This window comes from Halalkalibacter urbisdiaboli (assembly GCF_002156385.1).
Taxonomy (GTDB): Bacteria; Bacillota; Bacilli; order Bacillales; family Bacillaceae_D; genus Halalkalibacter_A; species Halalkalibacter_A urbisdiaboli.
In genome coordinates, this window is record NZ_MVJM01000001.1 from 591706 (window position 1) to 607601 (window position 15896).

Genomic DNA, 15896 nt, shown 5'->3' on the forward strand with positions numbered 1-15896 from the left:
TTACGAATCTTTTTTCTTTGTACGTGAAGCGATTCGGCGTTGTCTCTGTGCCTCTTTTGCCTGTTTAAAGCGTTCCTTTTTCTTATATCCTGGCTTGACTCTTTTAGGCTTCGCTTTTGCTTTTCCACTACCTGTGGAGGTGCTTGGAGTCATAGCTGTTTTTATTGTCGTCCCTTTAGGTCGTCTTTTGCCTGGTACGCCTAAAGGAGGTTTATCAAGCTTTTGCCATTCCCCTTTTTTAAAGTCATAAAATGTGAAGGTAATTCCCCGTTTTGTCAACTTTTCAATAGCTTGTTGATCACTTAGCTCATAAAGCGTATAAGCGATTCCTTCAGCTCCTGCGCGTGCAGTTCGTCCAACACGATGAATATAAAAGTCTAAGTCCTTTGGTATTCCATAATTAATTATATGTGTGACACCTTTCACATCAATGCCACGCGCCGCAAGATCAGTTGCTACTAAGAATTGGACTTTAACCTCTTTTACTTGTTTCATCACTTGTTTCCGTTGACGTGGCTGTAGACCACCATGAAGCCTGTCCACATTTAATCCAGCTTCAAGCATAGCATCTGCTACCTCATCTGCTTGCTCCTTTGTGTTTGTGAAGACAATTGCTAAATAAGGGTTGATAGATTGAGCAAGCTCTACGACAAATGAGAGTTTATCCCTATGACGCAGTGGGACAATTCGATGTTCAATTTTAGTTGCTGTGACATGTTTTGGTTCTACATGAACATGTCGGGGGTCATTCATATATTTTCTTAAAAATGGCTGGAGCTTTTCAGGAATTGTAGCTGAAAACACCATCATTTGAAGATTTTCAGCCATTCTTGAAGCAACCTTATCTACATCGGCAATAAACCCCATATCAAGCATCTGATCTGCCTCATCAACAACAAGCATCGCAGCTGTATACACTTTTAAAGCTTGATCTTCCATTAAATCGCCAATTCTCCCTGCAGTCCCGACAACAATGTGAGGTTGGACTTTTAACTTGTCTGCTGAACGAACTCGATCAGTTCCTCCGACTAATAGCTTTGCCTGAATCATTTTATCCTCTGGGCAATGCTCAAGCAATTTTTTAAGCTCATCAAATATTTGTGACGCTAGTTCACGAGTTGGCGCTGTAATTACTGCTTGAACTTCATCTATCTTATGATCGATCCGATCAAGGATAGGCAGTAGAAACGACAACGTTTTCCCAGTTCCTGTTTGAGACTGACCAATGACGTCCTTCCCATTTCGTATTGCTGGAATAAGACGTTCCTGAATCTCTGTTGGAAGAGAGAAACCTTGTGCTGATAGAGCTTCAATAAGGAATGGTTTTAATTCAAAACGTTTAAAATTATTTGCGATCATATATCTTCCTACTTTCATCCGTAACTTTTCTATGCAATGGTTCATTTTATCATATATTGTTACATATTGGCTAATTCCCTAAACATTCTATTTTAACATTTACTTATTTGCTATTAGCTAGATGGTTTTTCAAGATCTACTTTCTTACGACACCATTTAATTAAGTGTGCATATAGCTATCATAAGGGAATTTGAAATAGAGGAAAGGAGATTCTCTCATGCAACAATTTATGGGGCCACCTATGGGCCCACTTCCAATACAACCAATGCAAGCAGCAATGCAGCAATCGCTGTACTCTAATGCTCCTATTGGTTCAATGGGCGGGTTTAATCCAACCATTGGTCAATCAGGCCTTGCAAGAGGCGGTGGTCTTCTTGCAAGATTGTTCGGCAGAGGATTTGGTCAGGCAGCTGGTTCAGCAGCCCCCATGGCACAAGGATTTGGTCAAACGGCTAACTCTGCATTTTCCGGTCTGAATTTATCTTCTCTTTTGACCAATACTCAACGTGTCCTAGGCATTACACAACAAGTAGTACCAATGATTCAACAATACGGGCCTCTCATACGTAATATGCCAACTATCTGGAGAATTATGAGAAGTAGTGCTTCAACATCAACTGAGCAACAAACTGAAGCTTCTCCTGTTGATGATCTGACGGAAAACAATCAGGATAATTTTTCATCTAACCTAGATGAAGAAGAAAATAACGTATTAAACAAAGAATCTACAATCGCGATAGAATCAGAAGAGTTCGATGAAAAACAGTCTCAATTACAACAAACAATTGTTCCAGAGAAATCGAAAACTATAAATGGTATTCCCGGACCTAAACTTTATGTATAAAAATATTAATTTTTAGTATTTTTTAATTGACAACCTTCAATCCTGGATAGTACAATTTTATTTTTGATTAAATTTATGATATACTATTGGTATTACTCGATTGGAGGAATGCCCATGTTTAAAGTTGGAGACCACGTAGTCTACCCCTACCACGGTGCTGGAACGATTCAGGATATTGAAGAAAAGGATGTGTTAGGTGAAACTCATTCCTATTTTATCCTTCATTTTCCACTCGTAGATGTAAAACTAATGCTACCAGAAAATCGAATTAATGATTCGGGATTACGAAAAGTAATCGAGCAAGCCGAACTCGCTGAACTCGTGGAAGCACTTAAAAATGGACCCGAGATTCCGCCATCAACGAGTCATTTCTCTCGTGAGACTGAAAACCTTTTGAAAAGCGGTAGTATTATTGACGCAGCTCATTTAATTTGTTCTCTTTCGAAAAAACAGTCGGAACGAGCAAATGGTCTCCACATCCAGGATCGTAATCATTTGCAAAAAGCTAGACAAATGATTGCAAGTGAACTCGTTTTAATGAATGACATGACGGAGGAACAGGCTTATGAGTTCATCGATAACACTTTACTCGAAGCCAATGTCAATTAACAGGTTTTAATTGTCACTCCTTCTTATCTCCTTTATAATATAGGATGGATATTAGCGCTCCTGTTTCGCAATGGTCGAAATAGGAGCGCTCACTTATAGGAGGTCTTCCATGAAAGTAGTCAAAATCTCGCCACGTGGGTATTGTTATGGGGTTGTAGATGCAATGGTACTTGCAAGACAAGCTGCCCATAATTTAGATTTACCTAGGCCTATTTATATTCTTGGGATGATTGTTCATAATCAGCATGTTACGGATGCCTTTGAAAATGATGGTATTATTTCACTAGATGGACCAAATCGTTTAGAAATCTTAAAACAAGTAGACAAAGGGACTGTTATTTTTACTGCTCACGGAGTTTCTCCAGAGGTACGAAAACTTGCTCGTGAAAAAGGGCTAACAGTTGTTGATGCTACCTGCCCTGATGTGACAAGGACTCATGACCTGATCCGCGATAAACAGGCTGAGGGATACCAATTTATTTATGTAGGGAAAAAGGGACATCCAGAGCCTGAAGGTGCAATCGGTGTCGCTCCTGAATCCGTCCACCTTGTTGAGTCCGTTGAGGATGTCGATGAATTAGCTATCAATACCGACAAAATTATTATTACAAACCAAACAACGATGAGCCAATGGGATGTTGCAGATATTATGAAAAAAGCGATGCAACGTTATCCAAACGCTGAGGTCCACAACGAGATTTGTCTCGCAACTCAGGTTCGCCAGGAAGCAGTTGCTGAACAAGCAAAGGAATGTGACCTCGTTATTGTTGTTGGTGATCCGAAAAGTAATAATTCGAACAGATTAGCACAAGTTTCTGAACAAATTGCGGGAACAAAGGCCTACAGAATTGGTGACGTTTCTGAATTAAACCTTGACTGGCTTCAAGGCGTAGATGTTGTTGGTGTAACGTCTGGAGCTTCTACTCCAACACCAATAACAAAAGAAGTTGTATCATTTCTAGAAGCATATAATCCTCAAGACGAATCGACATGGACACGTAAACGAAACGTAACGATAGAAAAGATATTACCTAAAGTTAAGGTTAAATAAGTCGGCATGCCCTATATATATTTGTACCAAAGGGGCTGTCTAAAAAGCGTAAAGCGTGCACAGCAATGGCTCCGTTCGTTACGCTCATTGAAGGCTGTGCCCAAAGGTTAAATAACAACCTTTGGGCACAGCCTCTTTGGTTACCTTCTTATACAAATTGAAACGGGTCAGTATGAATAGTTGAAATCATAATTTCAGTATCATACCCCTTTTCATTCACAAAGTTTTGTAAATACTGTTGAACTCCGACCTTCATTACCTTTTCAACATTATGACCAGGATCAACAATATTCAGCCCCTCCATCATTGCATCATGAGCAACGTGATAATACACATCGCCAGTTACAAACACATCCACTCCTTTAAATATGGCTTGAGACATGTATTTATTCCCGTCTCCTCCTAAAACGCCAACTTTACGAACAATAGTAGCTAAATTTCCAACAACACGTGCACCTTTCACATCAAATGTTTGTTTAACATGTTCAGCAAAAGCCGCTAGACTCATCTCTTCTTTCAAATATCCTACTCGACCAAGCCCAAGAACCTCACCTCTATTATCAAGAGGATAAATATCGTAAGCAGGTTCCTCATAAGGGTGTGCTTTCATAAGTGCCGCAATAATTCGACCTTGTAAATGAGCCGGGATAATCGTTTCAATTTTCTTTTCCTCTACATATTCAAGCTTCCCTGCTTCACCAATAAAAGGCGAAGCCTCGTCCTCAGGTCGAAAAACACCGACTCCATTACTCGTAAACGCACAATCACGATACGCGCCTATATGACCTGCTCCTGCTTGACCTAATGCCTCTCTGACTTGTGTTTCATGAGACTCTGGTACAAATACAACTAGCTTTTTTAAAGATATGGACTGAGTCGGTGCAAGAACTTCCAAGTCGGTCAAACCGAGTGCATGAGCCATCATATCATTTACGCCGCCGATAGCAACATCTAAATTTGTATGAGCAGCATAAATAGTAATATTGTGCTTTATCGCCTTTTCAACAATTCGACCATGTGCAGTATGAACATCAATTTTCTTTAATGGTCGAAATAATAAAGGATGGTGGGCAAGAATGAGATCAACCTTCTCCCGAATCGCTTCATCCATGACTTCTTCAAGAACATCGAGTGCAATCATGACTTTTTTTATTGGTTTATTTAGTGTTCCAATCATTAACCCATTTTTATCACCTTCGACTGCATAGGCTTTAGGTGACCATGTTTCAAAATGTTGAATGAGTGTTTGTGCATTTAAAGTTTTTCCCATGATAGGACCTCCTCAACCATTTGAATATTAGACTCTATTTCTTTTTGTTTATTGTCTCTTTCTTGATTTTTCTGTGCCTGCTCCAACTGTTTTAAAATCCGCTTCCAATTATCAAGTTCGTACTTCCACTTTTTGCGAAATGCCTGATTTCGTTCTTTCATTAAATACGGCCCGAGTAAAAGTTTTCGATCCTTGTCCTCGTTATAGAGTTCTTCATCGTTACCTTTTTCTGCAACAAGAATTTCATATATCTTCTCATCTTCCTCAAGAATCTCTTCAAATAGCAAAGTCCATTCATGCTTATATAGCCATTTCCTAATATCTTGTGCTGAAACATTCGGCTGTAAGATTAGTCTTGAAACGCCTGTTAGTTTTTCTTTTCCGTCTTCAAGAATACTCGCTATTAATGAGCCACCCATGCCCGCAATTGTAATTACGTCAACCTCATGTGCCTCTATAACTTCAAGTCCATTTCCTTTTCGTACTGATATTCGGTCAGCTAACCCTACTTTTTTTACTTGTGCCAATGCGGACTGATATGGCCCCTCATTCACTTCTCCTGCAATAGCCTCACGCATATCGGATTGCAAACAAAGATAGCATGGTAAATAAGCATGATCAGAGCCTATATCCGCCACCTTTGCCTTATTAGGTACATAATTTGCTACACGTACTAGTCTTTCTGATAGCTGTCGTTCGTTCATTTTACTCACCTATGTATTCATGATAATTCCATCTTAGCGACTCTCTAATAGACATGCAAGCTTGCTCAATCGTCCATATTAATAAAAAAAAGCGAGAGTCCTTAAAAACTCCCGCCTTTTTTTATTCTGAAATTGATAGTAAATATTGAGCAACTGCATCGGCATCTACATCATTAAGGCCTGTAGCTGGCATTGCTCCTTGTCCATTTTGAATAATTCCAACGATCTCATCATGGTCATATTTTCCTTCAAGGGCAGTTAATGCAGGGCCACTAGCGCCTCCTAGGTCACCACCATGACAACCAATACATGATTTCCCAGCAATTTCTTCACCAGCAGCGATTGGATCTTCATGCTCTTCTGGTACTTCTTCCGTCTCATCTGCGTTCATTTCTGCACGCTGGTCCAAACCAACAAATGAAAGTGAAATCATAAGAAGGATACCGATAATGGCTGTAATAGCGAATGGTACAAGCGGTCTTCCTTTCACGTTGATGTCCTCCTTTACGGTTATGTTATTCAAGTCTCGTCAATTATGTAGACGGTTTAAACATTCCTTACCTATTTTACTTGATTTCAATCAAAGTGAAAAGGGATTAATATAGTTTTGCTTTTTTTGTCACTCTTTTAATTCCACCAAAACCACGCTAAAACCAGTATCCCTAATCCTCCTCCAATTGAAAAGTAACTCATTCTCCATTTTAGCCCAACGATGATCCAAATGCCACAATGGATCATAACAGCCATTGCCAGAGCATTCTGATTGTTATTTGTATAGGTGACGACTCCATGGACCGTTAATAAAAATAAAATGAGTGCACCCGTTAACATATAGAATACGGCTAATTTCCTCATACTTTGAAGTGTTTTTGTCGCAATATAAAAAACAAGAACTGAGAAAATAAAACCTAGGATCATTTGCATTATGAAAGAGAAATCAGTAAAATAAATCACAAGAACAGACATTACTAGTAAAAGCTGGACAGCAATAAATAAGAAGATTGCTTTACTACGTTGAACTAGAGATTTTGTTGACGATTTATTTCCTTCTTCAACTTCTCCTTCTGTATAAAGGGATAACAAAAAATCACAGTAATGTTCTGGTAATAATTTCGACTTTTTCCAATAATGAATTTCATGAATAATAATATTTTTACGTTTCGGATCCATCCTTTTCCCCCAAGTTGTTTAGGTATGGAAAAATGGTTTACCTCAAAAGAAGTAAACCATCAACTCATCCTCTACAAAGAATAACCCTTACTTTATTCTAAGAAATCTTTTAGACGCTTGCTTCGACTCGGATGACGAAGCTTACGTAATGCCTTTGCTTCAATTTGACGAATCCGTTCACGCGTAACACCAAATACTTTACCTACCTCTTCAAGTGTTCGAGTGCGTCCATCATCAAGACCAAAACGGAGTCTTAAGACATTTTCTTCGCGATCTGTTAATGTATCTAATACATCTTCTAGTTGTTCCTTTAATAGTTCATATGCAGCCGCATCAGAAGGAGCAAGCGCTTCTTGGTCTTCAATAAAATCACCCAAGTGCGAATCATCCTCTTCACCAATAGGAGTTTCAAGTGAAACCGGCTCCTGAGCGATTTTTAAGATTTCTCTTACCTTATCGGGTGACAATTCCATTTCTTCTGCCACTTCTTCAGGAGTTGGTTCACGCCCGAAATCCTGTAGAAGCTGACGTTGAACACGAATAAGTTTATTAATCGTTTCAACCATATGAACTGGAATCCGAATCGTTCTTGCCTGATCTGCAATCGCGCGTGTAATCGCCTGCCTAATCCACCATGTTGCATACGTACTAAATTTATATCCCTTTTCATAATCAAATTTCTCAACGGCTTTGATTAGTCCCATGTTTCCTTCTTGAATAAGGTCTAAAAAGAGCATCCCACGACCAACATAACGCTTCGCAATTGAAACAACAAGACGTAAGTTCGCTTCAGCAAGTCTACGCTTCGCCTCTTCATCTCCTTGTTCAATCCGCTTTGCCAATTCAATTTCTTCTTCAGCTGAAAGAAGGGGAACTCGGCCTATCTCCTTTAGATACATACGAACCGGATCATTAATTTTTATCCCAGGCGGAACACTTAAATCATTTAAATCGAATTCTTCTTCTTCTTTTACAGCTTGTTGAAGATTTACGACTTCATCTGACTCATTTAATATTTCTACCCCTTGCTCTCCAAGGTATTCGAAAAACTCATCCATTTGGTCAGAATCCTGGTCAAACGCTGCAAGTTTTTCTGTAATTTCTGCATACGTTAAAACCCCTCGTTTTTTTCCAACCTCAACTAATTGTTCTTTTACTTGATCGATCGACAATTCACCTTCCGCTAATGGACGTAATGGTTTTTCTGCCATTCGATCCCCTCCTTCCATTGTTCACAACCCTACTGCCATCACTACTGTTCTTGAAGCTCCCTTTTCATTTGGATAATTTCCATCTGAAGTTTTGCTGCAAGGACAGGATCACGCTGTTGTTTCATTTCTAATTCTTTTTGTTGAATCGATACCAATTTTGGATGTTTTTCAATCTGCCTCATATAATCAATTAATTCTTGTTCGCTGCAATTTTCATTTACAGGTAACATTGCAAGTTCCGAAGCAAGTTTGATCAAAGGCTCATCATGTAATCGTTGAATAAATTGGCTTGGATTAGGTTGATTCCCTTCACCATAAAAAGCAAATAAATGAGCTGCAAGAGCATGGTGTTCATCTATATTAAAGTTTCCACCAATACGCTCTTGAACACGTTCTGCTATTTCAACATCCTTCATCATATGAGCGAGTAGTAACCGCTCAGCATTCTGATATGCTGGTAGTAATCGCTTTGAACCAAGATTTCGTTGCGGCTGATTCACTGCCTTTATTTCTTTGGTGTGTCCAGGCTGTCGCTGCCGTAGCGAACGATATATTTGAAATTGTTCTTGTTTAAGCGCCTCAAGTGATAAAGAAAACTCTTCAGCTATTTGCCTTAAATAATGATCCCGCTCCACTGCACGAGAAAGTGAGGCAATTTCAGTAAGAACTTCTTTTATATACTGCATTCGCTCTGCTTCATTTTGCAAATTCTTGCCTTTGCGTAAAAAACGCATTTTAAATGCCATTAATGTTAAGCTTACCCCTAATACATCCGTTTTAAAGCGTTCTGCTCCAAATTTCCGAATGAAGTCATCGGGATCTAGTCCTTCAGGCATTAAGGCAACCTTTACATGACAGCCTGCTTCTTCTAATGTTTTTGCTGAGCGAAAAGCAGCTTCTATTCCTGCGCGATCGGAATCAAAACAGATGATAACTGTTTCAGCATTACGTCTAAGCAGTTTTGCATGCTCAGGCGTTAGCGCCGTACCAAGTGTAGCAACGCCATTCTTCACTCCGGCGCCCCACGCAGCAATAACATCAATATATCCTTCGAAAAGAACGGCAACATTTTCTTTTCTAATCGATGGTCTAGCCAAATGAATTCCATATAACGTACGACTCTTATGAAAAATCGGGGACTCAGGACTGTTTAAATACTTTGGATTTTCATCCTCTATGGTCCTGCCGCCAAAAGCAATGACTTTTCCTTGCCCATCCCAAATCGGGAACATAAGGCGGTTTCGAAAACGGTCATAATGTCCACCATCTGAATCCCTTTGTCCAAGCAAACCAGATTTGGCCATATGTTCTAACGATATGTTTCTTTTTTCAAAAATCGTCGTTAAGGCATCCCAGCGATTCGGCGCAAACCCAATTTGAAAATGCTCAATCTGTTCCTTCGTAAATTGACGTTCTTTAATATATTCACGTCCGCCTGCTCCTTGTTCTGTTAACATAAGGACATGATGATATAATTTTGCTGCAAGCTCGTGCCCTTCTTTCATTAACTCACTCGGCTCATCGGACCGCGAACGCTCCACCTTATTAAACTCAGGCAATTCAATGTTTGCTCGCTCTGCTAAGTGCTTTACCGAATCAATAAATGAGTACCCTTCATGCTCAATAAGAAATGAAAACACATTCCCTCCTGCGCCACAGCCAAAACAATGATAAAGCTGTTTTTCAGGAGATACAGAAAAAGAAGGCGTTTTTTCACCATGAAATGGGCAAAGACCAAGATATTGTCTACCTTGCTTTTTTAACTGAACGTAGTCACTAATAACCTCTACAATATCTGATGATTGTCGAACTTGCTCGACTTTTTCTTCAGGTATGCGGTTGTTCATTTGCATCACCATTCTCTGTAATTCGTGACCAGTCTCTATAATTCGAGTTTTTTTCTCAAATTCCTTCTTTTTTTGCAAGAATTTTTTCTAACTGCATTGAAAACTGCTGACGATCCTCATTTGTAAACGCCTTTGGTCCCTTTGTTCTCTCTCCCATCCGACGTTGTTTTTGAGAAAGATACCTCATATCCAACATTTGTTGGATATTTTCTTCTTTATATTCTTTCCCACGAGGTGACAAAATTTCCGCACCTTTCGGGAGCAAGAGAGAGGCTAGTGCATGATCTTGCGTTACACATATATCGTTATGTTGAATATGATTTAAAATATACAAATCAACAGCTTCTTTGTCAGTATCTACAGAAACTTGCTTAACTGAAGAGGGTAGAGTCATCTTATGAGCATAAGAAGATACAAAAATCATTTCAACCTTATACTTTTGACAAAGTCGAATTATCTCCTCCTTAACTGGACAGGAATCTGCATCTACGTACATATACACTTTGTTCATTATATTTGAATTCAACATCCCCTTCTAAATTCCTGCTTCATATAAAAAGAAATTCGCAGATTTTTGTCGAACGATAAAGTCTTGCTTTTTTTGTTCCTTTGAAATTTTAATGGCTAATGTTTACCATTACTATCATTACCAAAAAACACAGAAAAAGTCTTGACTTTTTAAATTTATTTGTTCTTTCTTTTAAATATACCTATTTTACTAACTTTCCTTGAAGATCACAATTCTTTATTATACTTAATTTTTCTCATTTTGACTAGTATATTGCATTATCACCAAACTTCAGTCATTTACACTGAAAAACCCCAACAATTATTATAGAGCCTTTTTTTTTATCTCAATGGCTTCTCTCGTTGCACGCCCAGCTATGAGAAACCCACTCATAGCTGGGCTTCAAAAAAAAGCAACGGCTCGCTCATTGAATAGAGGCCACTGAAAAAGGTAAAAACCGACCTTTTTCAGTGGCCTCTTCAAATAAGGTTTATTTTCGGTGGAACATGCTTGAAATTAGGTTGGCTGTTTCTTCTACTGCTTTGTTAGAAACATCAATAATTGGACAGCCAATTCGCTTCATAATCTTTTCGGAGTAAGCGAGTTCCTCTTTTATTCGCTCAATATTCGCGTAATTTGCTTGGGACTTTAACCCAAGGGCCTTTAAGCGCTCCGATCGAATATCATTTAGCTTTTCAGGGCTAATTTTTAAACCAATACATTTTTTCGGCGATACCTTAAATAGTTCCTCTGGCGGCTCAACTTCAGGTAATAATGGAACATTTGCAACTTTTAGACGTTTATGAGCTAAATATTGTGAAAGAGGTGTCTTAGACGTCCTAGAGACCCCGATTAAAACAATGTCAGCTCTTACAATTCCACGTGGGTCTCGACCATCGTCGTATTTAACAGCAAATTCTATCGCCTCTACTTTACGGAAATAATCTTCATCTAATTTGTAAATAAGACCAGGTTCATAGCGAGGTTGTTTGCCTGTTAAATTTCCAATCTGGAATAGCATCGGCCCAATAATATCCACCGTTTCTACATTTAACTCTTCCGCTTTTTTCTTAAGATAATCCTTTATTTCAGGAACGACTAATGTATAAGCAATTAACGCCTTTGCTTGCGAGGCTAGGTAAACAACCTCACTAATGGTTTCTTTATCTTCAACATATGGTATACGTCTCACTTCGACCCCACTGCCGCTAAATTGACTTGCAGCTGCCTTAACGACAAGCTCTGCAGTTTCTCCAACAGAGTCTGAGACAACGTACACTACAGGACGTTGCATAATTTCCCCCATTTTTCTCGTCCTCCTCAAACCCTTATTAGATAATCTCTTCCTTTGCTAAATCTACTAGCAAGGAAGTGATATTCGTTTTAGTAATACGACCAATGACCTCATATCCAGAACCAAAATCGACTTTTCGAACGATAGGCAACCCATCAATTTGTTTATTTATGAGCTTTCTAGCTACATCGATTATTAAATCATCTTTCTCACAAACAGTAATATTCGGCATTCTCGTCATAATAATACTTACAGGAATCGCTTCAAGCTCTTGTTTCCCTAAACTTGCACGTAATAAATCTTTTCGTGACAATACTCCAACAAGGGTTGCATCTTTGTCGACAACAAATAATGTGCCAACATCCTCTAAAAACATTGTACAAATTGCATCGTAAACAGAGGAAGATTCCTGAACGATAACTGGACGAGATTTGTAATGGTCAACTGTAATGTTCTTCACTTGTTCAGCAAGCATTTGTGAACCTGATTTTCCAGTATAAAAATAACCTACGCGAGGTCTAGCATTTAAATACCCTGCCATCGTAAGAATTGCTAAATCAGGGCGGAGTGTTGCCCTGGTCAAATCAAGGCGCTCGGCGATTTGTTCACCTGTAATCGGTCCATTACTTTTAACAATTTCTACAATTTGCTCCTGTCGCTTCGTGAGTTCGATTGGTTTCACCGCCTTTAAATGCAAAATGACACTCTCTTTACTTCACTATTATATACAAATCCTACTAACGTTTATAGAAAAATGTAATTGCCTATTTTTAAGAAAAAACAATCGACTGAAAGTGAGCAAAGGAATGAATCACATCCGCTAACGCCTTCATCTGAGCAAGACGATTTTTCTTAACTTTTTCGTCATCAGCCATAACCATAATTTGATCAAAATACGCATTAATCGTAGGTTCCATATTAACCAATGCTTGATACGCTTGGGTTACTTTACTATTTTCAAGAGACAACTTAACCGTTTTCTCAAGCTCTTCATATGTTTGATATAAATGCTTTTCTTCATCTTTCTCAAATAAAGCACTATTAATTTTCTCTTTTTGTTCGACCTTTTTCGAAATGTTCGTAACACGGCTTAATGCTTCTACAACCTTTTTAAACGCAGGTTCCTCAACCTGTTCCATCAACAGTTCAGCCTTCTGAATTACGGTTGGCACATGAGAAATGGAGCTAGCTAAAACAGCATCAACAACATCATAACGAACCCCCTTCTCTTGTAATACATTCTTTAATCGTAATGTAAAGAATTCATAGAGTTCTTTTTCTATTTCTACACGGTCACGTTTTAACAGTTGACGCTTTTCTGCTAAATTAAGGCTAGTCTCAAACAAACCTTCTAACCTAATCTCTAGTTTATGATCAACAATCATTTGAACAATACCAGCCGCTTGTCGTCTTAATGCATAAGGGTCCTGAGATCCTGTTGGAATTAGGCCAATAGCAAAGCATGTCACAATCGTATCGATTTTATCTGCAATACTTACAATCGTTCCAGTCAACGTCGAGGGACTTGTATCCCCTGCAAAGCGTGGCATATAATGTTCTTTTATAGCTATTGTAACAGTATCAGGTTCTCCCTTTAATTGAGCATAAACCTCACCCATTCTTCCTTGTAATTCTGGAAACTCATAAACCATTTGTGTCACCAAATCGAATTTACAAATTTCAGCTACTCGTTCAACCTCTTTTTTCATCTGATCATCAATGTTTAAAACGCTTCCCAACGTTAAAGCTGTTTCACGAATTCGTCTCACTTTGTCTCCAATGGAACCTAGCTCCTCATGATAAACAATATTCTCAAGTTGCGATAGTGCTGATTTAATCTCTAGCTTTTGGTCTTCAGCAAAGAAGAAGTCAGCATCCGATAAACGTGCACGAAGAACCTTTTCATTTCCTCTTGAAACATTGTCGATATGCTCGTCATTTCCATTTCGAACCGTAACAAAATGTGGCAATAACGTTCCATCTTCTTTTTGCACCGGGAAATAACGCTGGTGCTCACGCATGGATGTAATTAGCACTTCCTGTGGAATTTCTAAAAATTCTTGATCAAAACTGCCGTAAAGAGCTGTTGGATATTCAACTAAGTTCGTTACTTCCTCTAATAAATCCTCATCAATTGGAATAACCCAACTCATTTTATCTGCCATTACTTTAAGCTGTTGTTTAATCGTTTGCTTTCGTTCAACTGGGTCCACGATTACAAATTGCTCTTTCAATTTTTTAACATATTCCGCTGGTTCGTTAAACTCAACTACATCTCCAAGAAAACGATGTCCGTAACTTTTATTTCCTGTATGAACGTCTGTAATCTTGAACGGAATAACATCTTGACCATATAGCGCCACTAACCACTGAATCGGTCGAGCAAAGCGTAAATCATATTCATTCCATCTCATGTTTTTCGGGAAGTGTAGAGATGTGATAATATCTTCAAGCTGTGGCAAAAGTGCCTTTGTTTCTTTTCCAGCTGTAAACGTATTTGCAAAGACATATTCAACACCTTTTATCTCTTTGAAAAATAAATCACTTGGCTCGACACCTTGTCCTTTTGCAAATCCTTGTGCAGCTTTCGTCCAGTTACCATCTTCATCCTGGGCAATCTTTTTTGCCGGTCCCTTTGCTTCATCACGAACATCTGGTTGTTTTTCACTAAGCCCTTTAATTGAAATGGCTAAACGTCGTGGCGTTGAGAAAGAGCGGATATCATCATAAGTAAGGCGTTGTACTTCTAACCAATCACGTACTTTTGATTCCAACTGATTCATTGAGTCCGTTACAAAGCGTGCAGGAAGCTCCTCTACACCTATTTCTAACAAAAAGTCATGCTTACTCATTGACTGAATCCTCCTTTTTTAACATAGGAAAGCCTAAACGTTCTCGTTCCTCAAAATATAGTTTAGCTGCCGACCGAGCTAAATTACGAACACGTCCAATGTAACCCGTTCTCTCCGTAACTGAAATCGCACCTCTTGCGTCCAATAGATTAAAGGTATGAGAACATTTCAGAATGTAATCATAAGCTGGGAATACTAACTGTTCATTTAATGCTCTTTTTGCCTCCTGCTCGTACGTTCCAAATAGTGAAAAGAGCATTTGACTGTCGGAAACCTCAAATGTATATTTTGAATGTTCGTACTCGGGTTGTTTAAAAATGTCTCCATATGTAAATCCCTCAACCCATTCGAGATCAAATACATTTTCTTTATCTTGGATATAAGAAGCCAAACGTTCCAATCCGTAGGTAATCTCAGCTGAAACAGGGTTAGCCTCCATTCCACCGACTAGTTGAAAATAAGTAAATTGAGTTATCTCCATTCCGTCTAACCAAACTTCCCATCCAAGACCTGCACAACCTAGAGTCGGATTTTCCCAGTTATCTTCAACAAAACGAATATCATGTTCTAGCGGATTAATCCCAAGCGCTCTTAAACTATCTAGATATAGGTCCTGAATATTTGTTGGGGAAGGCTTCATAATGACTTGAAATTGATGATGCTGGTACAAACGATTTGGGTTTTCACCATAACGTCCGTCAGCTGGTCTTCTTGATGGTTCAACATAAGCGACATTCCAAGGCTCAGGACCAATTGTTCGTAATAACGTAAACGGACTCATCGTCCCTGCCCCTTTTTCAGTATCGTACGCTTGCATAATCATACAGTTTTGTTTTGCCCAAAACTCTTGTAACGTTAAAATCATTGTTTGAACGTTCATGTTCTATAATCCTCCTTCATATTCTTTTACGGTACAGTCATTAAACTAGAAAAAACTCTCGTCTCTATGCTTACTAGCATAGGGACGAGAGTTATCCCGCGGTTCCACCCTATTTATTCAAGATAATAGTCCATAACATCTTGAATCACTTTCACGACCGTGCTCAAGAGCGCCCTTCCACACCATCTAATACCTAGCTCCCACCATCCTAGACTCGCTTTCTTAGAGGGGGTGTGTACTCCTCTCTCTCACTGCACCATATTTTATTACTTGCATCATACTAAATAGTTAAATCT

Annotated in this window: 15 protein-coding genes; 3 read left to right on the forward strand and 12 right to left on the reverse strand. The window is 38.9% G+C overall.

Annotated features, from left to right (window positions below):
- Positions 1 to 1359 (reverse strand): DEAD/DEAH box helicase, encoded by a 1359-nt coding sequence (locus B1R93_RS03050; protein ID WP_088102495.1) that lies wholly within the window; start codon positions 1357 to 1359, stop codon positions 1 to 3.
- Between the two features lie 218 nt (positions 1360 to 1577).
- Between B1R93_RS03050 and vrrA the strand changes: the two genes are divergently transcribed.
- From vrrA to B1R93_RS03065, 3 genes are all read left to right on the forward strand, one after another.
- Positions 1578 to 2204 carry a VrrA/YqfQ family protein gene (vrrA, locus tag B1R93_RS03055; protein WP_088102496.1) on the forward strand — a complete coding sequence of 209 codons (627 nt, stop codon included), beginning with the start codon at positions 1578 to 1580 and terminating at the stop codon, positions 2202 to 2204.
- Positions 2205 to 2318: 114 nt separating this feature from the next.
- Positions 2319 to 2813, forward strand: a complete 495-nt coding sequence (locus tag B1R93_RS03060) for a CarD family transcriptional regulator (protein ID WP_088102497.1) — start codon at positions 2319 to 2321, stop codon at positions 2811 to 2813.
- A 109-nt stretch (positions 2814 to 2922) separates the two neighbouring features.
- Positions 2923 to 3864, forward strand: a complete 942-nt coding sequence (locus B1R93_RS03065) for a 4-hydroxy-3-methylbut-2-enyl diphosphate reductase (protein ID WP_088102498.1) — start codon at positions 2923 to 2925, stop codon at positions 3862 to 3864.
- 148 nt (positions 3865 to 4012) lie between these two features.
- Here the strand turns inward: B1R93_RS03065 and B1R93_RS03070 are convergent, their stop codons facing one another.
- The 11 genes from B1R93_RS03070 to glyQ all read right to left on the reverse strand — a co-directional run bounded on the left by B1R93_RS03070 (position 4013) and on the right by glyQ (position 15600).
- Positions 4013 to 5134 carry a Nif3-like dinuclear metal center hexameric protein gene (locus tag B1R93_RS03070; RefSeq protein WP_088102499.1) on the reverse strand — a complete coding sequence of 374 codons (1122 nt, stop codon included), beginning with the start codon at positions 5132 to 5134 and terminating at the stop codon, positions 4013 to 4015.
- Positions 5119 to 5838, reverse strand: a complete 720-nt coding sequence (locus tag B1R93_RS03075) for a tRNA (adenine(22)-N(1))-methyltransferase (RefSeq protein ID WP_088102500.1) — start codon at positions 5836 to 5838, stop codon at positions 5119 to 5121. Before B1R93_RS03075 ends, B1R93_RS03070 begins: the two co-directional genes overlap by 16 nt.
- Before the next feature lie 121 nt (positions 5839 to 5959).
- Positions 5960 to 6328: a cytochrome c550 gene (gene cccA / locus B1R93_RS03080; protein WP_088102501.1), complete on the reverse strand. Its 369-nt coding sequence runs from the start codon at positions 6326 to 6328 to the stop codon at positions 5960 to 5962.
- Between the two features lie 137 nt (positions 6329 to 6465).
- Positions 6466 to 7008 carry a hypothetical protein gene (locus tag B1R93_RS03085; protein WP_088102502.1) on the reverse strand — a complete coding sequence of 181 codons (543 nt, stop codon included), beginning with the start codon at positions 7006 to 7008 and terminating at the stop codon, positions 6466 to 6468.
- 92 nt (positions 7009 to 7100) lie between these two features.
- Positions 7101 to 8219, reverse strand: coding sequence for an RNA polymerase sigma factor RpoD (gene rpoD, locus B1R93_RS03090; protein WP_088102503.1), 1119 nt, complete (start codon positions 8217 to 8219; stop codon positions 7101 to 7103).
- A 41-nt stretch (positions 8220 to 8260) separates the two neighbouring features.
- Complete coding sequence (gene dnaG, locus B1R93_RS03095) at positions 8261 to 10066, reverse strand: DNA primase (RefSeq protein ID WP_088103386.1); 1806 nt, start codon at positions 10064 to 10066, stop codon at positions 8261 to 8263.
- A gap of 55 nt (positions 10067 to 10121) precedes the next feature.
- Positions 10122 to 10595: a YaiI/YqxD family protein gene (locus tag B1R93_RS03100; protein WP_088102504.1), complete on the reverse strand. Its 474-nt coding sequence runs from the start codon at positions 10593 to 10595 to the stop codon at positions 10122 to 10124.
- A 469-nt stretch (positions 10596 to 11064) separates the two neighbouring features.
- Positions 11065 to 11880, reverse strand: coding sequence for a pyruvate, water dikinase regulatory protein (locus B1R93_RS03105; protein ID WP_088102505.1), 816 nt, complete (start codon positions 11878 to 11880; stop codon positions 11065 to 11067).
- A 25-nt stretch (positions 11881 to 11905) separates the two neighbouring features.
- Positions 11906 to 12550, reverse strand: coding sequence for a transcriptional regulator CcpN (gene ccpN / locus B1R93_RS03110; protein WP_088103387.1), 645 nt, complete (start codon positions 12548 to 12550; stop codon positions 11906 to 11908).
- An 88-nt stretch (positions 12551 to 12638) separates the two neighbouring features.
- Entirely contained in the window at positions 12639 to 14720 is a 2082-nt protein-coding gene (gene glyS / locus B1R93_RS03115; RefSeq protein WP_088102506.1) for a glycine--tRNA ligase subunit beta, read from the reverse strand.
- Entirely contained in the window at positions 14713 to 15600 is an 888-nt protein-coding gene (gene glyQ, locus B1R93_RS03120) for a glycine--tRNA ligase subunit alpha (RefSeq protein WP_088102507.1), read from the reverse strand. The genes glyS and glyQ overlap by 8 nt, the downstream gene beginning before the upstream one ends.
- Between the last annotated feature and the right edge of the window lie 296 nt (positions 15601 to 15896).